A 20,604-nucleotide genomic window follows, 5' to 3' on the forward strand; every position below is an offset into this window, starting at 1 on the left:
TGCCTTCCTCCTTGGCTGATCAGCGCACCGGATGGATGCGCCAGATGGCGAATGGCAAGTGCCATGGTTCCAGCCGCATCGACTGCCACTTGCCCTGCCATGTCCAGCGATGACCGGACATCAAGTCTTCCACGTGCAGGGCCGCATCGTCGGGAAGCGCGAACTCCCACAGCGGCAGCTCGAAGGCCCCTTCCTGGGCTTCGAACGGGTCCAGATTGATCATCACCAGAATGAAATTGCCCAGATCGTCGGTGCGCTTGCCGAAGTAGAGCAGGCGCTCGTTGTATGCCGGATAGAAGGCAACCCCGAGATGGGTCTGCAGCGCCGGATTCTCGCGGCGAATACGATTGAGCTGGGCGATCTCGTAGCTGATGTTGCCGGGCGCGGTATAGTCGCGTGGCTTGATCTGGTACTTCTCCGAGTCGAGATACTCCTCCTTGCCCGGCACCGGCTCGCCCTCGCACAGCTCGAAGCCGGAATACATGCCCCACAGCCCGGAGCCCATGGTGGCCAGCGCGGCGCGGATCAGGAAGCCCGGCCGGCCGGAAGACTGCAGGAAGTAGGGGTTGATGTCCGGCGTGTTGACGAAGAAGTTGGGCCGGTAACACTCGCGCATCGGCGATTCGTTGAGCTCGGTCAGGTAGTCGGTCAGTTCGGCCTTGGTATTGCGCCAGGTGAAGTAGGTGTAGCTCATGTTGAAGCCGATCTTGCCCAGGCGCTTCATCATCGCCGGCCGCGTGAATGCCTCGGCGAGGAACAGCACCCCCGGGTCGCGTCCGCGAATATCGGCGATCAGCCACTCCCAGAACGGCAGCGGCTTGGTATGGGGGTTGTCGACGCGGAAGATCTTCACCCCTTCGTCGACCCAGCCCTGCACCACGTCGCGCAGTGCCAACCACAGCGAGGGCACCGCGTCCTCGGCATAGAAGTCGACGTTGACGATGTCCTGATATTTCTTAGGTGGATTCTCGGCGTAACGGATCGAGCCATCCGGCCGCCACGAGAACCAGCCGGGATGCTCCTGGAGCCAGGGGTGATCCGGCGAGCACTGGATAGCGAAATCCAGCGCGATCTCCAGACCGTGCTCGGCAGCGGCCTGGACCAGGGCGCGAAAATCCTCGCGCGTGCCGAGTTCGGGATGGATCGCCTCGTGGCCGCCCTCCTGGCTTCCGATGGCATAGGGGCTGCCGGGATCGTCCGGGCCGGCCTGGAGGGTGTTGTTGCGGCCCTTGCGGTGGGCGCGGCCCACCGGATGTATGGGCGGGAAATAGAGCACGTCGAAGCCCATGTCGCGAATCATCGGCAAGCGCTTGTGGACATCGCCGAAAGTACCGTGACGGTTGGGGTCGTCGGTTTCCGAACGCGGGAACAGCTCGTACCAGCTGGCGAACTGGGCCCCCCGGCGCTCCACCTCGAGCGGGTAGACCGAGTTGCTGCGCGTCAGGTGCGGCCGGGCATCGGCGGCATGCATCCACTGGGCGGTCCGCGTGTCGAGCATGATGCCGACCCGCTCGCCGTCGCTGTCACAGGCCTGGAAACGTTCATGAATGTTTTCCAGTGCTTCGCGCGCCTCGCCTTCCATCCGCTCGGCAGCGGCCACCAGCAGACGCCGCCCTTCCTCGAGTTCGAGCCCGACCGGAACGCCGGCCTGATGCTTCTTGAACAGCTCGTCGCGGTAGGTGCCGAACACGTCCCACCACGCCTCGATCACGAAGGTATGCCGACCGACCCGCGTGGGGGTGAAGGCCGCTTCCCAAAGATCCTTGCCCAGCGGACGCATGAGGTGCATCGGTTCGCGGCGGTGCTGGCCCTGGTCATCGCACCAGTTCACGGCAACGGCCAGCACATCGTGACCGTCGGCTAAGATCACCGCGGAGACGGTCACGGGTTGACCGGCGATCGCCTTGGCTGCGAAACGCCCTTGTTCCAGCGAGGGCTGCACGGCCTCGATGGCGATACGCGGTGAATGCGCTGCCACGTGGGCGCTTTCGTCTCCCGACGATGATGACGCATCCGGCGTCTGATTCGGCGATGAGCGCGTAACCATTGGCGCCTCCTTCCATCCTTGGGGTGGAGTTGCTGTTCCGGCATTGCCGTCCCGGACGGCAATGTCGCGCTATATCACTGCTCTCATTACTGCTCTCGTGGACGAATGATCCGGCCCTGTCGCAAAGCCCTGTCATGACAGGCGCCGGAGTGAAAAGCATCATCCATCCATGATGTGCGAGAGCCACTGTCAGCCACAGGCAACCTGCTGCCTCGCAGGCTCCAGATGATCAGCAATACGGAGCCTCCGCTTCGATGAGTTCGAAAAGCGAAAGACTTCGGGCCTTGACCTGATAATCGCTCTGCATCGGGCAACGTACGTTGGCAGCGCCCGGATCGAAGGTCTCGACACGTCTGCGCCATTCGCTACCACCAGGCACGTCCGGCAGTACGAAGTCGATATCCTGATCTCCGGCATTGAGCGCAAGAAAAACCGTTACGTCGGAGCCATAACGACAGATACCAGTGGGCTGCGCGTGACCATTGAGAACCACCCCAATCGCCTTGACCTCTCCATCGTGCCAATGCTCCACGCCCATCTCTTCAGCTGCCGGCGTGAGCCAGGTGACATCCTTGATGCCCAGATTCTCGTTCAGCTCGCCGGTCATGAAGCGCCCGCGCTCCAGGATCGGGTATTGACGACGCAGACGAATCACATAGCGGGTGAAAGCCAGCAGTTCGCGGCCTTCGTCGGAAAGATCCCAATCGATCCAGCCGATCTCGCCATCCTGGCAATAGGCATTGTTATTGCCGCCCTGCGTGCGGCCGAATTCATCGCCGGCCAACAGCATCGGCGTGCCTTGTGAAAGCATCAGCGTCGCCAGCAGGTTACGCATCTGACGCATGCGTAACTCCCGGATCTGGGGATCGTCGGTCTCTCCCTCGGCCCCGTGATTCCAGGAGACGTTGTCGTCGTGACCGTCCTGATTGTCCTCGCCGTTGGCCTCGTTATGCTTGTCGTTGTAGCTGACCAGATCCCGCAGCGTGAAACCGTCGTGGGCAGTAACGAAGTTGATCGACGAAAAGGCCTTGCGCCCTCTGTGATTGAACAGGTCGGCCGAGGCCGTCAGACGATTGGCGAAGGCCGGCAGCTTGCCTTCGTCACCGCGCCAGAACCCGCGCATGTCATCGCGGAACCGGTCGTTCCACTCCGCCCATCCGGGCGGAAACTTGCCGACCTGATAGCCGCCAGGCCCGCAATCCCAGGGTTCGGCGATCAGCTTGCACTGCGACAGCAACGGGTCCTGCCGGCAGGAATCGAGGAAACCGCCGCCTTCGTCGAAACCTTCGGCCTCGCGTCCGAGAATCGTCGCCAGATCGAAACGGAAACCGTCGACACGCATCTCATCGGCCCAGTAGCGTAAGGAGTCGGTGACCATCTGCAGTACCCGAGGATGCGACAGGTTCAGCGTATTGCCGGTACCGGTATCGTTGATATAGAAGCGCGGCTCTTCCGGCATCAGGCGGTAATAGGAGGCATTGTCGATTCCCCTGAACGATAACGTCGGCCCCATCTCGTTGCCTTCCGCCGTGTGGTTGTAGACCACGTCGAGCAGAACTTCGATACCCGCAGCGTGAAAACGCGCCACCATCTGCTTGAACTCACTGATCGACTCGCTGGCCATGTAGTTCGGATGAGGGGCGAAGAATGCCAGCGTGTTATAGCCCCAGTAGTTGTGCAGTCCCTTTTCCTGCAGATGACGATCATCGGCAAAAGCGTGGATCGGCATCAGCTCCAGAGAGGAGATACCAAGGTCACCGAGATACTCGATCACCTCCGGTACGGCGAGGCCGGAGAACGTGCCACGCAGCGCTTTCGGCACATCCGGGTGACGCATGGTGTAACCGCGTACGTGCGTTTCGTAGATGACGGTGTCGCTCCACGGCACGCGGATTTCGCCGGAGCGCCCCCAGGTAAAGGCTGGATCGATGACCCGGCAGCGGGGCATGAACGGGGCGCTGTCACGCTCGTCGAAGCTGAGATCGCCGTCCTCATGGCCGATGGTGTAGCCATAGAGTGCATCGTCCCAGACCAGCTCACCCACCAGCTGCTTGGCATAGGGGTCGATCAGCAGCTTGTTGGGATTGAAACGATGCCCCGCTTCCGGATCATAGGGACCATGAACCCGATAACCATAGAGTTGGCCGGGGTGAGCGTCCGGCAGATAGCCGTGCCAGACCTCGTCGGTATACTCCGGCAAAACGACCCGCTCCACTTCTTCCTTTCCGGTTTCATCGAACAGGCAAAGTTCGACTCGCGTCGCATTCGCCGAAAACAGTGCAAAATTGACCCCGAGCCCATCCCAGGTTGCCCCCAACGGATAGGGCAAGCCTTCTCGAATCCGCGAGCGCGACAAGCTCGCTTCCTGGACGATATGACCCATTGCCGCTTCACGGCCCAATCCCATGTCACTCATGTCCTGCTCTCCCAATGAGCCAAATCGACCTTGCCGCCTGTGTTCCAGACGAGAAATCATTCACTCTTGCCACGGGGCTTCCGTGGTTTGGGTGCTGGCTTGACCTTGTCGCTCTCGGCGCTCGAGGCTTTCGTGGCACGCTTGCGTGGGGCCGGTTTATCGCTTCCCGCTCCGCCGCTCGCCGCCTTGCTCCGCGAGGCAGACTTGGCGCGTCCCGGCTGCGTCGTCACCTCGACACCCGTGTCCTCTTCCTTGCGGGCTTCCGTTTCCGGATCGTCCAGCGGTAGACGCATCTCGTCGATGCCCAGTTCGTCGGGCTCGGCCGGTGGCTCTTCCCCTTCCAACAGGGAAGGCTCATCGGACGCGGCGCGCCAATCCTGTTCCTCCTCGCGCGCATTCTCGGCTTCGACGATGCGTTCGGCCATCTCCCAATGACGATCATCCTGATCGTCGGGCCGGCCTTCCGATTCCCAAATGCGATAAGCCAGCATCCGTACACGTTGTTCGCGACTGGTCATCATGACGCCCTCCTTCCTGTTCTCGTTGCGTGGCGGGGTCATCCCTGCCCCGCCAAATCCATGCAAGACCGGCGCCGGCTGGACCGACGCTTCACTTTCAAAGTAGCGGGTTCAGGAAGTCCATACCCAAGCCCCGCAGGGGAAATCCGACAAATGTTGCTGTAGCGACAGTCTGGCCGGCGACGCTACCGGCGCTGACGTCAGCCAGGCGTCTCCGGTACCCTCCAGCCCCAGCGTCTCGAGAGACAGCGTGGTATCCGACCACTGCAGTTCCCGTTCCAGCGATGACGCCGACAGCATCGTCGACAGTCGCGGCACGACCACAACCAGGGTCTGGGTCGGCGTCTTGCGGGCAAAGGCAACGACGTGATCCGCATAGGCGCCGCTGGCCTGCAGCGGCACGTACTCCCCTTCGCTGAAGAGGCTCGGATGCTCCCGTCTTAGGCTCAAAAGGCGCTGCACGACGGCCTGCTTGACGGCACCGTCCCGCCAGTGCTTCCAGGCCGAGGCCGGCATCTCCGCGCCTTCCAGCGCCTCGCGGCGCGCGGCCATGTCCACCGGGCGGCGATTGTCTGGATCGACCAGCGACTGATCCCAGAATTCGGTGCCCTGATAGAGATCCGGTATGCCGGGGGAACACAGCCGCAGCACCGTCTGCGCCAGGCCGTTGATCGCCCCGGGCAGGTCCAGCAGCGCCGCCGTCTCGGCCAGTTCCCGCGTCAGATCGCCGCCGCTCAGCGCACAGCGCACGGCGTCTTCGCCCGCCTGTTCGTAGGTCTCTTCGGGTGCCAGCCAGTGGCTGTCGAGCTTGGCCTCTCGCATCGCCTTCTGCTGCCAGGCGACGATACGGTCAGCGAAGTCGGTCAGTGCCTGGCGGTCCGGGGAGGCGAACTCGGCGTCCGGCTCCAGCTTCAGCTCCAGGGGCCAGGCCGCCAGCACCAACTGGAGCATCATCAGGCGATCCCCGCCGCTGGGCGTTTCGCGACTATCGTAGAGGCGTTGATCGCACGCCCATGCCTGCATTCTGGGCACCACTATATCGGCCAGTTCGCTGAGCGCCGCCAGCCGGGCACGGACATCTTCACCGCGCTTGTGATCGTGCGTCGCGGTGGTCAGCATGCCGCGGGGGAATCTTTCCAGACGCTCCCGATTCGCCTCGTGCAAGCGTTGCGGTGCATAGGCAAAGTGCGCCCCTTCGCAGCCGACATCGTTGCGTGACAGCAGCACCGCCGAGCGATAACCCGCGGTGTCCTCGACCGCCTTCGCCGCCAGCGGCGATGTCAGCTGCTGAAACCGCGTCAGCGCCGTCAGACGCCACTGCCGTTCGGGCTCGTCGAAATCGTTGGGCGCCTTGCCGCCGAACCAGTCGTCGAGCAGCGGCAACCAGGCCGCATCGGCCGCCGATAGCTGCGATCGAGCCATCTGCATGGCGTGGTCGAAATCTTCGGCATCGGCATCCGGCCGCCCATCCTGGTCGGCATAACTGCGATAGACCGGGTAGCCGACGGCCAGGGCGCCGAGAACGCGCCGAATCGCCGGCAGGCTGAACTCGCGGGTGGCGGGGCTGGCGCTGGCCAGCGCCCCGACGGCCTTGACGCAACGTTCGAACTCGGCCGCCAACGACCCTTCGAGCATTTCCCGGCGTGCCGCCTGGACCTCGGCGGAGAAGTCGTCCTCGCGGCCGCTGATCTCGCGCCACAGCCGAGCCAGCGGTTCGCGCCCCGCCGGGTCGTGCTGGATACCGGAGACCAGATCGAGAAACTCGTAGCCGGTGGTGCCGTCCACATCCCAGTCGGTGTGTAAATGCTCGCCGTCGCCGAGAATCTTTTCGACGTAGATCGGCCGTCGAACCTCGTTGCGCCGCTCGCCGTTCAGTTCCTGACGACGCTCGGCGATGGCATCGAGACGCGCGCGCAGGCGCAGTGCGTAACCGCGGGGATCGGCCAGACCATCGATATGATCGATGCGCAAACCATCGATCCACCCGCGTTCGACCAGCGAGAGCAAGTAGGCATGAGATAGATCGAAAACGCTCTCGTCCTCGACCCGCACGCCGACCAGTTCGGTGATATCGAAGAATCGGCGCCAGTTGAGCGCGTCGTTGGCGGTGCGCCAATAGGCCAGCCGATAGGCCTGACGCTCCAGCAGCGCGTGCAGTCGCGCCCTGCCTTCCTCGGTGGCGGGGTCATGGCGGGCGAGGGTGGCCGCGATGAGCGGATCGTCGCCCCTGCGCTCTTCGTGGCTGATTTCCGAGGACCGGACTCGTTCGGGTTGCAGGCCGTCTCGATCAGCATCGGCATCGGCAGCAGCCGATGCCAATAGCGCTGAGGTGTGCGCCGGATTCAGCGGAAACCGGTGCTCATGGTAGACGACGAAAAAGGCCGCTCTTTCCGCATCCCACGCCAGCGTCAGTTCACCGTCTTCCAACACCTGCACGTAACGGTCACCGAGAAACGGCAGTAATAGCTTGCCGTCGGCGCCGGACTGTTCCCAGTCGATGTCGAAAAAGCGGGCGTATTCACTGGCACGACCATGCGCCAGCACGTCCTGCCACCAGGGATTTTCGGAGCCCACCGCCAGATGGTTGGGCACGATGTCGGCCAGGATGCCCATGTCCGCCGCGTGCAGCGCTTCGACCAGCCGGCCCAGCCCCGCCTCGCCACCCAGCTCCGAGTCCACCCGGGTCGGGTCGATGCCGTCGTATCCATGGGCCGATTCTGCTCGCGAGGCAAGAAAGGGCGACAGATAAAAGTGGCTGATGCCCAGCTCGGCGTAATAGTCGACTTGCCGACAGGCATCGTCGAAGGTGAAATCGGCATGCAGCTGCAATCTGACAGTGGCGCGAAGCGGTCTCATGTTCGGCGCTCCCGGCGTATGCCATCGATGCGTGACAGGCGTTGCTGCACCGCCGGCTCGTTCAACGCCTGCGGCGCGGGTGCCGGTAACCGGCGTCGCCAGTTGGGATGCTCGTCGAAGGTACCGGGGAGATTGGCCTGTTCCTTCAATCCCAGCAGATCCTCCAGCGGAAATAGCGCCAGCGGTGTCGGCGTCTTTGCCACGTGCGCCAGTACGGCATCAATGACATCTTCGACGTCCACGCTGTCGCTGGCGATACCGCCTTCGCCGGCGACCTCGTCGAGCTCGCAGGCGCTGACCAGACGGCGCCGGTCCTGACTCCGCTGCTCGCTGAGTTCGGCCGGATCCTCGCCCGCTTTCAGCAGCCCCAGCCGGTTCCGCCAGTGCAGATCGTTCTCCAGCCACCAGCCTGCTACCGTGGGCAGGTCGTGGGTGCTGGTGGTGGCCATGGTGGTCCGGCGCCACGCCTCGGCCGGCAGGAACGCCTCGCCCTCTCGTTCGAACCACATCACGCTCATGCCCAGCACGCCCCGCGCCGCCAGCCGATCCCGCAGCCCGGCTTCGACGGTCCCCAGATCCTCGCCGATGACGATGGCCCGATGCCGCCAGGACTCCAGCGATACCAGTCGCAGCAGATCGTCCAGCGGATAGCGCAGATAGGCCCCCTGCTGCGCCGTTTCCCCTTCCGGGACCAGCCACAGTCGCGAAAGCCCCAGAATATGGTCGATCCGCAAGCCGCCGGCATGCGCCAGACTGGCTCGCAGCATGGCCAGGAACCCCCGGTAGCCGGAATCGACCAGCCCCTGGGGAGAGAACGCCGCCACGCCCCAGTTCTGGCCGTGGGCATTGAAGGCATCCGGCGGCGAGCCCACGCTGAGCCCCGGAAACAGCTCTTCCGGATCACTCCAGGCCTGGCTGCCGGTGGGATCGGCGCCCACGGCCAGATCGGCGATCAAGCCCACCGCCATCCCGGCCTGACGCGCGTTGTTCTGTACACGCTCGAGTCCGGCCGCCACCAGCCACTGCAGAAAGACCGAAAATGTAATGGCTTCCCGGTGCTGCTCGGCGAACGCTTCCACCGCTTCCCCGCGGGGATCCCGCCACGCCTCGGGCCACTGCCGCCAATCGGCATGGTCGGCATGCGCCTGCAGCACTTCGAAACGACAGTGACTCTCGAGGCTGCCACCGCCATCGCGACGGAAGGCGACCAGTTGGGAACGCCAGGCAAGCGCGCTCTCGTCGCGCTGCACGTGCAGAAACAGCCGTTCCAGCATCGACAGTTTGAGGCGTGCGCTGGTCGGCCAGTCGATCAACTCGAGACTGGCCTGCTGCGCCATCGCCTCGCTGAACGGCGCCTGCGCCCGCGCCAGGGTTTCCGCATCGAAGACACACTCCGGCGAGGCGTGCCAGACGTTGTAGAACAGCCGGCTGGAGGGCGAATAGGGGCTGAACCGTTCGGGATGCGAGGCAAACAATGCATGCAGCGGACTGATGGCAACCGCATCGGCACCGGCGCGGGCCACCACGGCACAGAGGTCGTCCAGCGCCTGCAGGTCGCCGATACCAGCATCGCCCTCGCGCCGCAGCCCATAGAGCTGTACCGCCACGCCCCAGTAGCTCGGCTGGGCATGACGGCGCTCCCGGGCGATATCGTCTAGGGTAAAGCAGCGCGGCGGTGCCACTGCCAGAGTCCGGGTCACGCTGTCGTCGCCCCGCTCCGTCAGAAAACAGACGTGGTGATACCCCGTCTCCTGGATCGCGGGTAGGCAACCGTTATCGTCGAGATGACCGTCCATCGTCTCGCCGCTCTCGAGCCGGATGGCGAAGGCGCACCCGCCGCCGTCGGCGACGGGTATCCGCGTGAGCTGGCCCTGATCGGCGATCAGCATCGGCGGCAGTTGCTCGAACGCGGAGGGCCATCGTCGCGCCTGCCAACGGGCCAGGCTGGCGGCGACCTCCTCGTCGTCGCCCGCCGGCCAGCCAAGGCGGGCCAGCATCGTGCGCTGGCGATCGTCGGACAGCGTCTGAGGCTGGTTGTCGCTACCGACCCATTCGCACAGCAAGCCGACCGACTCTGCCAGTTGGCGCAACTCGGTAGAGGGTTGATATCCATCCTGAACAGTCGTCATACGTCTGGCTCTCCCGGCACGTCACCCGAGGGCTGGAGCCAGACGGCACTGGTCCGCGCCGGCAGTCGACCCTCTGCGATATGCTCATCCACGCCATCTCGTGAGCAGACTAGCGGTGTCTCCTGCCAGACTACGGACACCGGTTGTGGCGAGAGATTGATGGCGATGGTCAGCGTATGTCCATTACCCAGCGACCAGCGACCCTCCACGGCCTTGTCACCGAGCACACGAGCGCCGATGGCGCAACTTCCCTTCAACCAGGGCACGAGGTGCTCGTGACGCAGCGCCAGCCACTGCCGAAAACGCGCCTGATGACGCCGATGTTCCGGCGCGCTGGCCTCATCGTCATCGAGCCGGGAAGCCTCGTACGTGGTCAGGGCATTGGGATCAGGGATGCGCTCGCGTTGCGCCGGGTCCTCGAAGGCGCTGAAATCGGCGAATTCACGGCGACGGCCTTCCCGTACCGCATCCGCCAGGGCGTCGCGATGATCGGTAAAGAACAGAAAGGGTTGCGTCGAGCCCCACTCGTCTCCCATGAACAGCAGTGGAATGGCGGGAGACATCAGCAGCATCAGCGTTGCCGCATCGAGCGCGTCCGGCTCGGCCAGCCGGGATAGACGCTCCCCCAGCGCACGGTTGCCGATCTGGTCGTGGTTCTGCAGAAAGTCGATGAACGCCGTCGGCGGCAGATGCCCGCTGGGCTCGCCGCGCGCCTCGCCCTTGCGTGAAGGCTGGCCCTGATAGATGAACCCTTCGCCCAGCGCGGTCGCCAGCTTTTCCGTGGTGTGCTCGGCGAAGTCGGCGTAGTAGCCCTCGCGTTCGCCGGTTAGCAGGACATGCATCGCGTTGTGCCAGTCGTCGGCCCATTGCGCATCGAACAGCGCCGGGTCCAGCAGACTAGCCTGGTTATGCTCGTTTTCCAGCATCAGGTGGCAGTGGCGAGTCGAACCGACCCGCTCGCGCAAGGTCTGTCCCAGCTCGACCAGGAAATCCCGCTCACTGATGGCATGAACGGCGTCGAACCGCAGCCCGTCGAAACGATACTCGAGCAGCCACATCAGGGCGTTATCGATGAAGAAGCGGCGCACTTGCGGACGACGGAAGTCGATGGCATCGCCCCAGGGCGTCTGCAGGTCATCGCGGAAGAACGCCTTGGCGTAGTGCGCCAGGAAATTGCCATCCGGGCCGAAGTGGTTGTAGACCACATCGAGGAAGATCATCAGCCCGTGCCCGTGGACATCGTCGATCAGTGCCTTGAGCGCCTCCGGCGTACCGTAGTAGGCCGCCACGGCGTAGGGCTGGACGCCGTCGTATCCCCAGTTGCGCTCCCCCGGGCATTCGGCGAGCGGCATCAGTTCGATGGCGGTCACACCCAGTTCCACCAGCGCGGGTAGCCGTCGGCGCAAGCCGTCGATTCCGCCGCAGGCGCCCAGGTGAACTTCGTAAATGACCGTCTCTTCCCATGGCCGGCCTGCCCATTCGTCATGGCGCCATGTGTAGCGATTCGAGTCGACCACGCAAGTTAGCCCCTCGACGCCACCGCGTAGCGCTTTCGAGGCGGGGTCGGGCACGGGCATGCCGTCATCGTCATCCTCGACGAAAACACGGTAGCGGTAGGCGGCCTGCGGCGGGCAGTCCAGCTCGAGTTCGAAATCCCCCTCCGCCATCGGGTTCATCGGCTGAGGCGCCATGCCTTCGCACTCCACATCCACCCGCTGCGCGCTGGGCGCCCACAGGCGAAAGCGAACACGCCCTTCGGCGGTCAGTGACGCGCCATAGAAAGGCGCCCAGGCCGCCTCATTCATGACATCGGATGGCGTGACAGTCATGCTCGATTCGCTGGAACCGGAAGACGCGCTCATGGGGTTTCCTCGATCCAGTTTTCGTGGCGCAGGAACAGCGCGGCCATCGGCGGTACCGTCACGGCCAACGACTGGGCGTGACCATGGCTGGGAATCGGCTCCGTCGTCGCGCCACGACTATTGCCCACATTGCTACCGCCGTAGAAGACGCTGTCGCTGTTGAAGATTTCCCGCCACCAGCCGGCGCTGGGGACACCCAACCGGTAGTGGTAGTGGACGGAGGCCTGGAAGTTGCAGAGACAGATCATGCTGGCATGGCCGCTTTCGGTATGGCGGGCGAAAACGATCACGCAGTTATCTCTATCGTCGTCGACCAGCCATTCGAAACCGAGCTGATCGTCGTGGCGGATCTGCATCGCCGGCTCGTTGACGTAAAGCCGGTTGAGATCGGCCATCAGCCGGAGCACGCCCGCGTGTCGGCTTTCGAACAGCAGCGGCCAGTGCATGGCGGACTCCCGGGGCTCGGCCAGCACCTGGCCCAGCTCGACGCCCATCGCCACCTGCTTGTCGCCGGGTAGCGCCCACATTAACCCCAGGCTCGCTCGATACGCAGCAAAACGCTGCCAGTCGTCACCGTGAATGGATTGTCGCCACTGACCGAGCGCCGACGTCTCGTCCGGCATCTGCTCCAGCAGTCCCCGATCGGTTTCGTGTGGCGTCAACGCCTCGATCCAATCGGCATGCCAGCGGGAGCGCTCGGCGGGGTCGAGCGCCAGATAGTGAGCACTCGCTACCCGCCAGCGCGGCCGTCGATGCAACGTCAGCAATAGCTCGGTGGTCTCGCTCTGAAACAGGTGACAGCCGCTGGCGCGTGAGGCGTCGTCGGCTTCCTCGAAGCCGTCGATATGACAGCGCTGGCACCAGGCGAGAAAGCCGGATTCGGACGATGGCGAGGCCGTCGGATACCGAACCATGACACCTACGCCGGCGACATGGCATGTCTCGACGAACTGGCAGACCACGGTATCGGGCTGGCCGATGAGCGCCTCGTCGAGCACGACATGGGTAAATCCCAGATCGGCGACATAGGGCACCAGCTCCTGTGCCAGATGGTTCCAGTTCAGGGGCGGCGGGAATCGGGAGACGTACCAATCCGCGGCATCGAGGCGATAGAGCGCCAGCGGCATATCGCCACCATGGCGCCCGACCCTGGCCCGCATCCAGTCGCCGTCATCCCAGGGCCATGCCGCCTGTCTTCCGCTGTCACCAGACGAATCCGAGGAGAAAGACGACGAGAGCGCCAGCGTCCAGGCCGCCTCAGTCGGATTCATGTTCAGAGGCTCGAGGCCCTGAGGCCACGAAGGCGGCGTGCGATTGTCGGCAACGATCATCATGGTCTTGTCACGACGTCTTCGGTTCGCACTATCGCCTCCGTCAACAGGTCGGCATAGAGTCGCCGATAGGGAATCACGGCCTGGCGCCAATGCAACCGCCCCGCCATTGCCGCCCGCCGCATGGCGTAGAACAGATCGGTGGCGCGGAACAGGTCGAACGCACGCAGCACGGTGGCGCGATAGGTTTCCAGGCTCATGTCGTCGAACAACAGCCCGTTGATGCCATCCTGGATCGTATCCGCCAGGCCGCCGGTCCGATGCGCGATCGGCAATGAGCCGAAGCGTTGGGCGTAAAGTTGGCTCAGGCCACAGGGCTCGAAACGAGACGGCATCAACAGGAAGTCGCTGCCCGCGTAGATCTGTCGCGCCTCGCCCTCGTCGAAGCCGATATTGACGCCGACCTGCCCAGGGTAGAGCGCGGCCATTTCGACCAGCGCCTGCTCGATGGCGTATTCGCCGCGACCGATCACCACCAGCTGTCCGCCGGCTCGCACGATGGCGTCGGCGACCTGAATGGTCAGATCGAGCCCTTTCTGCGCCACCAGGCGGGAAACCACCGCAAACAGCGGGCCACTGCTCGGATCCAGGCCGAACATCCGGCGCACGCGCTGCGTATTGGCACGTTTGCCATGCCAGTCGTTAATACCGAAGTTGGGCGCCAAATGAGGGTCCGTGCGCGGGTCCCAATGATCATCGATGCCGTTGAGCAGACCGCTGAGCCGCCCTTCCAGCGCACGCTTCTTGAGCAAGCCCTCCAGCCCGCAACCCAGGGGAGCCGTGGTGATTTCGTCGGCGTAATTGCTGCTGACCGTCGTGACATGGGAAGCGTAGGAAAGCCCCGCCTTCATGAAGGAGAGCTGGCCGTGAAACTCCACCCCATCGATATGAAACGCGGATGCCGGGATCCCGAGTGCCGGGAGACGCTCGGCGGGGAAGATGCCCTGATAGGCGAGGTTATGGATGGTATAGACCGAAGGAACGTAACGCTTTCCGAGCCAGCGGACATAACCGGCCGCCAGTCCGGTCGCCCAGTCGTTGAGATGGAGCAGTTCCACCTGCCAGTCGAGCAGGGTCGCGTCATTGACGATCTCGGCGGCCGCCATCGCCAGACGCGCAAAGCGGATATCGTTGTCGGGCCAGCCCACCCCCAGTTCGTCACCGTAGGCGTTACCATCCCGGTCGTAGAGCTCCGGACAGAGCACGACGTAGACGATCAGGCCATCCTCGCAGAGAAGACGCCCAATCTCGCAGGCAGGCAAGTCATGACTGGCGGGCAGACTGGCCACATGCACGATCGGCCGGCCGGCAGTCAGCACTTGCCGGTAGCCTGGCATCAGGATGCGTACGTCGTAATTGGGTTTCAGTGCACGAGGCAAGGCGGCGGAGACATCACCCAATCCGCCAGCCTTGATGAAATCGGCAATCTCGGTCGTCACGAACAGCACACGCCGACGCCGGGTCGGCGATGCGGGCATCGGTCGCGACAACACGCCTGCAGGCGACCTCGACGAGGCCTGACCGGTTATCGACGCGGACCAGCGGGATTTCCCCTCAGCTCTCGCAGCCGTCTGACTTTCCCTTCCATGAACTGCGGCCTGCGTCATGTTCAGCCTCCCTGAACATTCGGTTCACCAGTCAATATTAACCAGCTTCGACTCATCATCCTGCGCTCAGGCGTCAGGCACAGCCATAACCGACGTTAATCAAGGAGATCAACGGCGATCGCGGTTACCTGCCAATGTGCTGAGCGATGATTCGCGGGCACGACGGGATGGCGATCTTTCGGCGCAACCGACCTCGCCCCGGCACCGACCTCCAGCCCCGATTACAGATATATGCCACCGGCCGGAAAGCGTCAAAGCCTGTTTTGAGACGTCACCGCAGCCGATGAACGCCAGCCAACAAAAAAGGCAACCCCCAAGGGGGGTTGCCTTCGAAAGACCGAATTACTGGTCATTTTGACGCAGTCGATTACTGGCTTTCGCGCGCCTCCGGCTGACGGTCGTGACGCTGTTCACCTTTGCCAAATTTCGCCTGCAGCCCGTGCGTGACCTTCATGATCAACACATAGGTTGCCGGCACGAAAACCGTCGCCAACAGCGTGATGGAGATCATCCCGCCGACCACCGGCGTGCCGATCTGATTACGGCTTGCCGCACTGGCACCGGAAGCCAATGCCAGGGGCAGCGTACCGCCGATGAATGCCAGAGACGTCATCACGATGGGACGGAAGCGCTGGCGTGCCGCCACCTTGGCCGCATCGACCACCGACAGTCCCGCATGCTTGCGCTGCTGTTCGGCGAACTCGACGATCAGGATGGCGTTCTTCGCCGCCAGGCCGACCACCACCAGCAAGCCCACCTGCAAGTAGACACTGGTGCTCAAGCCAGCCAGGTAGACCGCCAGGATAGCGCCGACGAAGGCGAACGGCACGGCGGAAACCACCGCCAGCGGCAAGGTCCAGCTTTCGTACTGCGCAGCCAGAATCAGGAACATCATGATGACGCCGAACGACAGTGCCAGCGTCGCCGCCGTGCCCACATTGACCTGCTGGTAGGCTTCACCGCTCCAGCCCATCGAGTAGTTGACACCCAGGGTATCGGCAACCACTTCCTGCATCGCCGCCACGGCCTGACCCGAACTGTAGCCGGGCGCCGGACCACCTGAGAACTGCGCCGCCGGATAGGTGTTGTAGCGTTGCAGCACCGTCGGCGCCTTGCCTCGCGTCAACGTGACCAGCTCGGAGAGCGGAACGCGCTGCCCGTCACCGCCGCGTACATAGACCTTGCTCAGATCTTCGGGATTACGACGAAAATCGTCTTCGGACTGGAGATAGACCTGGAAGTTGCGGCTCGAGCGAGTGAAGTAGTTGACGAAAGAACTACCGAACGTGCTCGCCATGGTCGTATTCAGGTCGCTGATATCCACGCCGAGACTACGCGCCTTCTCGATATCCACTTTGGCCCGGTAGACCGGCACATTGACATCGAGCGACGAGAACACCCCGGAGAGCTCCGGCCGCTCCGCCGCGGCCTGCATCACCTTGCCGGCGGCATCCGCGAGCTGCTGCGACGTGTCGCCGCCGAAAGCCTGCAGGTAACCGGTGAAGCCACCGGTGGGAGACAGGCCCTGTATCGGCGGCAGGTTGAAGGCAACCGTCTGCCCGCCCTGGATCTGACCACCGATCTGCATGATCTTCTGCGTCAGCTGATCCACCGTGATATCGCGATCTTCCCATGGTTTCATGGTGACGAAGACCGTGCCCTTGGAGGTATTGGGCGAGCTAGACAGGATGTCGAAACCGGGTATCCCGACCACGTAATTGATCCCCGGGACGGCATCTCGAAGCCGCTGACTCAACTCCTGCACATAGGCGTCGGTCCGTGCCACCGAGGATCCTGCCGGCAGGCTGACGGAGGCCAGAGCCACCCCCTGGTCTTCGGAAGGCAGGAGCGCCGCCGGCAACTGGGCGAAGATCATCCAGGAGAAGACCCCGGCGGCAACCAACCCGACCAGCACCAGCCACAGCTGATGAATGATGAAGTTGGTGATCGCCATGAACAGGTCGGTAATCTTGTCGAAGAGCTTGTTGAACCAGTCGAACGGCTTGCGAATGACACGCACGAATCCGGACTGCTTCATGCGATCCTGATGCTTCAGGAAGATCGCACTGATCGCCGGCGTGAACGACAGCGCCACGATCGCCGAGATGGCCACCGAGATCGCGATGGTGATCGCGAACTGCTGGTACATCTGCCCCGTCAGGCCGCTCATGAAGCCGACCGGCACAAACACCGCCGACATGATGAAGGCGGTGGCGATGACCGCGCCAGACACTTCCTTCATCGCCTCGAGACTGGCGCTGAATGGCGTCGCCTCCTCGTCTTCCTCCATGATGCGCTCGACGTTCTCGATGACCACGATCGCGTCGTCCACGACGATACCGATCGCCAGGATCATGCCGAAAAGCGAAAGCAGGTTGATCGAGAAATCGAGCAGGTACATGCCGGCAAAGGTACCTACTACCGAGATCGGCACTACCGACATCGCCACCAGCGTCGAGCGCCAGCTCTGCAGGAACACGAACACGATCACCGCGACGAGCAGCAGCGCCTCGATGAAGGTTTGTTCCACCGATTCGATGGAAGCATCGATGAACAGCGTGGTGTCATAGGGAATCTCGTAACTCAGGCCCGGCGGGAAGCGGGTCTTGAGATCCGCCATCGACGCCTTCACCTCGGCCGCCACGTCGAGCGCGTTGGCGCCTGGCTGCAGATAGATGGCGATCGGCGCGATCGGGCTGTTGTTGACGTACCCCTGAATGCCGTAGCTGTTCTTGCCCAGTTCGATCCGCGCGACATCGCTCAAGCGCAACGAGGAGCCGTCCGGGTTGGTGCGCAGCACGATATCCCGGAACTGATCGACGTTCTCGTAACGACCCTCGGTCGTGATGGTGTAGGTGTAGGGCGTGGGGTTGCTCTGTGGTTCGGCACCCAGCTTGCCTGCGGCAACTACCGAGTTCTGGGCCTGAATCGCCGACGATACCTCTGCCGGTGTCAGGTCGTACTGCGCCAGCTTGTCCGGGTTGAGCCAGACGCGCATGGCGAATTCCTGGCTGCCCAGCACTTCCGCCTGCCCGACACCCGGCAATTGCTTGAGCGTATCGGTGATGTTGATGTTGGCGTAGTTGGTCAGGTAGAGCGAATCGTAGGCATCGCTGCCCCCTTCCGCAGTCACCGCGACGAACAGCAGCACGCTCGACGAGCGTTGCTCGACCGTGACCCCCTGGGACTGCACTTCGCTCGGCAACTGGGACAGCGCCTGTTGCACGCGGTTGTTGACGTTGATCTGTGCCGTCTGAGGATCGGTGCCGATGTTGAAATAGACGCTCATCGACATCTGACCGCTATCGGAACTGCTCGAGGTCAGATAGATCATGTCCTTGGTGCCGTTGATCTCCTGCGCCAGCACGGCGGCGACCGTATCGGAAACCGTCTGCGCACTGGCTCCCGGATAGGTCGCGGAAACGCTGATCGTCGGCGGCACGACCGAAGGATACTGCTCGATGGGCAGCGTACGCATCGCCATCAAGCCGATCAGTGTAATGATGACCGAGACGACGGTCGCGAATATAGGCCGCCTGATGAAAACGCTGGAAAAATTCATCAGTTGGCTCCGTTCTGTCCGCCGTTCGCCTTTTGCGCATCACGCTGGGCGCCCGCGACGCCTTCGCCACCTTGTGCGTCGGGCTCCTGGGAGGGGTTTTCACCAGCGTTGTTCTGCGGCTTGGGCACCTTGCCAGTGAACGGCTGCGCATCGATCTGATCGCCGGGGGAAATACTGCCGATTCCCGACACGACGACTCGGTCTCCGGGGTTCAGCCCCTCGGTGATGATCTGCCAGTCACCGGCGATCTCGCCCAGCGACACGAATCGCGTCTCGGTCTTGCCTTCGTCATCGAGCACGAAAACCTGCGGCCCCTTGAGCCCTTCGGTCACGGCGATCGACGGCACGGCATAGACGTCGTAACGCATCACGTTAGGCAGCGTCACGCGCACGAACTGGCCCGGCAGGAAGAGCTGATCCTCATTCTGAAATACGGCTTCGGCCTGTACCGTGCTGGTGGATTCATCCACTCGCGAACCCAGAAAGTCCAGTTTGCCCCGGAGCTGGAGCGCATCGCGGGAAGCGCTTTCTGTACCGGGCGCGGTCAGAATCGCGGTATCCGCCACGCCTTCGTCTTCCTTCTGACGCTGCTGGCGCAGCGAGAAGGCGTCATCGGCTGGCAGCGAGAAGCGCACCTCGATCGGATTCAGCGGCGTGATGGTCGCCAGCTCCTGGGGCGGCTGTACCAGATTGCCGACATTGATCTCGCTCAAGCTGATCATGCCGCTGACCGGCGCATTGACCTCGGTATAGCTGAGATCGATCTGGGCGCTGTCCAGCGCTGCCTGAGCCTGAGCCTGGGCCGCCTGAGCCGTGCGCAGATCGGCCTGGGCCTGATCACGCTGCTGCTGACTGATGGAGTTCTGGTTGTACAGGCGCTGATAGCGTTCGGCATCACGCTGGGCACGATAGACTTCCGCCTTGGCGCTCTGCACGTCCGCCTGGCGCTGCTTGACGGTCGCTTCATAAGGCGCCTGCTCGATGGTGAAGAGCTTGTCGCCCTTCTCGACCATGCTGCCCACGCGGTAATGACGCGCTTCGAGAATGCCCTCGACACGCCCCATCACGGTCACTTCGCGATTACTGCGAACCTGGGCGGGATACTCCTTGGAGAGCGAGACATCATGCGCCTCGACTTCCATCACTTCGGCCTTGGTAGGTGGCTTTTGTTGTTGCCCTCCGCCTTGTTGAGCACTTTGCTGATCGTCCCCGCCACAGCCGGCCAGTGCCAATGACAGCAACAACGCCCCACCGAAGCCGAGGGTGTAATTCATGAGATTAGGGCGCATGAGACTCCGTCCTGGAAGAATGGTACCTAAGTTGATCTCGCGAGCTTACAGGCATACATACATGAATGTAAACTTGCGGGGAAATTGGTATGCTTTGCCAACGGCAGCTTGAACCACATCATAAGAAATGCCGGCCCAACGTCTCGCACTCCACTCATCTGTCGACGACAACATCATGCCCAAACGTACCAAAGCCGAAGCCGAGGCTACCCGCGAAGCGCTGCTGGACGCTGCCGAGGTCATCTTCCTCGAGCGCGGTGTATCGCGCACTTCGCTCGAGCAGATCGCGCGCCAGGCTGGGATGACACGAGGCGCCGTTTACTGGCATTTCAAGAACAAGTCCGACCTGTTCCACGCCATGCTGGACCGCGTCAAGATGCCACTGCGACAGTTGCTGGATGATGTCGAGGATCCCGACCAGCCCAACGCGCCGCTGGAAAGCCTGCGCCTGGCCACGCTTCACGCTCTCGGGCGGCTGCAGGGACCGCGCTCGCGTCGCGTCCATACCATCCTGCTGCACTGCAGCGAATCGGCCAGCGATGTCGATATTCTCGCGCTGCAGGATCAACTGGCGTGCGACTGCTATGAAACGATGGTCGAACGCTTCGAAGAAGCGCGTGATACCGGAACCCTGATCGATAACGTCGAACCGGAAATTGCCTCTCGCATGCTGATGTCGATGATTCTGGGCCTCCTGCATGACTGGCTGCGTGATCCTGAGCGCTATGATATCGGCGATGTCGGCCCGCGCATGCTCGACACCTTCTTCGAACGCATTTCTCTTCCCTCGGCGACGTCGTCTTCATCCGGCAAGCCTGCCGCGCGAACGAAATGACACGGCCAGGCCGGACCCACATGCCATGATCGGCGTCCGGCCTCCTCCTATCGTCGCAAAGACACGATTGTCTTGACACTCGACACTGGGCGTTTTTCGAGATCGCAGCTTTTCAAGACAAGAGCTTTTTTCAAGATAAGAACTTTTCCAAG

11 protein-coding genes are annotated in these 20,604 nt (G+C 63.0%); 1 reads left to right on the top strand and 10 read right to left on the bottom strand.

Features of this window, described 5'->3' with window-relative positions; translation table 11 throughout:
* Positions 1 to 19 precede the first annotated feature (19 nt).
* The 10 genes from R3F72_RS01285 to R3F72_RS01330 all read right to left on the bottom strand — a co-directional run bounded on the left by R3F72_RS01285 (position 20) and on the right by R3F72_RS01330 (position 19,617).
* Positions 20 to 2,047: an alpha-1,4-glucan--maltose-1-phosphate maltosyltransferase gene (locus tag R3F72_RS01285; RefSeq protein WP_332778736.1), complete on the bottom strand. Its 2,028-nt coding sequence runs from the start codon at positions 2,045 to 2,047 to the stop codon at positions 20 to 22.
* Positions 2,048 to 2,276: 229 nt separating this feature from the next.
* On the bottom strand, positions 2,277 to 4,463 hold the full coding sequence (gene glgX / locus R3F72_RS01290; protein WP_332778737.1) for a glycogen debranching protein GlgX: 2,187 nt from the start codon (positions 4,461 to 4,463) through the stop codon (positions 2,277 to 2,279).
* 56 nt (positions 4,464 to 4,519) lie between these two features.
* The gene (locus tag R3F72_RS01295) at positions 4,520 to 4,984 is read right to left on the bottom strand and encodes a DUF2934 domain-containing protein (RefSeq protein WP_332778738.1); all 465 of its coding nucleotides are present in this window, start codon (positions 4,982 to 4,984) and stop codon (positions 4,520 to 4,522) included.
* A gap of 108 nt (positions 4,985 to 5,092) precedes the next feature.
* On the bottom strand, positions 5,093 to 7,837 hold the full coding sequence (gene treY, locus R3F72_RS01300; protein ID WP_332778739.1) for a malto-oligosyltrehalose synthase: 2,745 nt from the start codon (positions 7,835 to 7,837) through the stop codon (positions 5,093 to 5,095).
* Positions 7,834 to 9,966, bottom strand: coding sequence for a 4-alpha-glucanotransferase (gene malQ, locus R3F72_RS01305; RefSeq protein ID WP_332778740.1), 2,133 nt, complete (start codon positions 9,964 to 9,966; stop codon positions 7,834 to 7,836). The genes treY and malQ overlap by 4 nt, the downstream gene beginning before the upstream one ends.
* A complete protein-coding gene (gene treZ / locus R3F72_RS01310; protein WP_332778741.1) occupies positions 9,963 to 11,828 on the bottom strand; it encodes a malto-oligosyltrehalose trehalohydrolase in 1,866 nt (621 codons plus the stop codon). Before treZ ends, malQ begins: the two co-directional genes overlap by 4 nt.
* Positions 11,825 to 13,099, bottom strand: a complete 1,275-nt coding sequence (locus R3F72_RS01315; RefSeq protein WP_170835843.1) for an alpha amylase C-terminal domain-containing protein — start codon at positions 13,097 to 13,099, stop codon at positions 11,825 to 11,827. The genes treZ and R3F72_RS01315 overlap by 4 nt, the downstream gene beginning before the upstream one ends.
* A gap of 59 nt (positions 13,100 to 13,158) precedes the next feature.
* On the bottom strand, positions 13,159 to 14,637 hold the full coding sequence (glgA, locus tag R3F72_RS01320; protein WP_071230542.1) for a glycogen synthase GlgA: 1,479 nt from the start codon (positions 14,635 to 14,637) through the stop codon (positions 13,159 to 13,161).
* Positions 14,638 to 15,133: 496 nt separating this feature from the next.
* Positions 15,134 to 18,328 (bottom strand): efflux RND transporter permease subunit, encoded by a 3,195-nt coding sequence (locus R3F72_RS01325; protein WP_087717723.1) that lies wholly within the window; start codon positions 18,326 to 18,328, stop codon positions 15,134 to 15,136.
* A complete protein-coding gene (locus R3F72_RS01330) occupies positions 18,328 to 19,617 on the bottom strand; it encodes an efflux RND transporter periplasmic adaptor subunit (RefSeq protein WP_332778742.1) in 1,290 nt (429 codons plus the stop codon). The genes R3F72_RS01325 and R3F72_RS01330 overlap by 1 nt, the downstream gene beginning before the upstream one ends.
* A 175-nt stretch (positions 19,618 to 19,792) precedes the next feature.
* On the opposite strand from R3F72_RS01330, the gene R3F72_RS01335 reads away from it, so the two are divergent.
* Entirely contained in the window at positions 19,793 to 20,452 is a 660-nt protein-coding gene (locus R3F72_RS01335) for a TetR family transcriptional regulator (RefSeq protein ID WP_332778743.1), read from the top strand.
* Positions 20,453 to 20,604: the final 152 nt, after the last annotated feature.

It is taken from the genome of Salinicola sp. 4072, assembly GCF_036663415.1.
GTDB classification, from domain to species: domain Bacteria; phylum Pseudomonadota; class Gammaproteobacteria; order Pseudomonadales; family Halomonadaceae; genus Salinicola; species Salinicola salarius_A.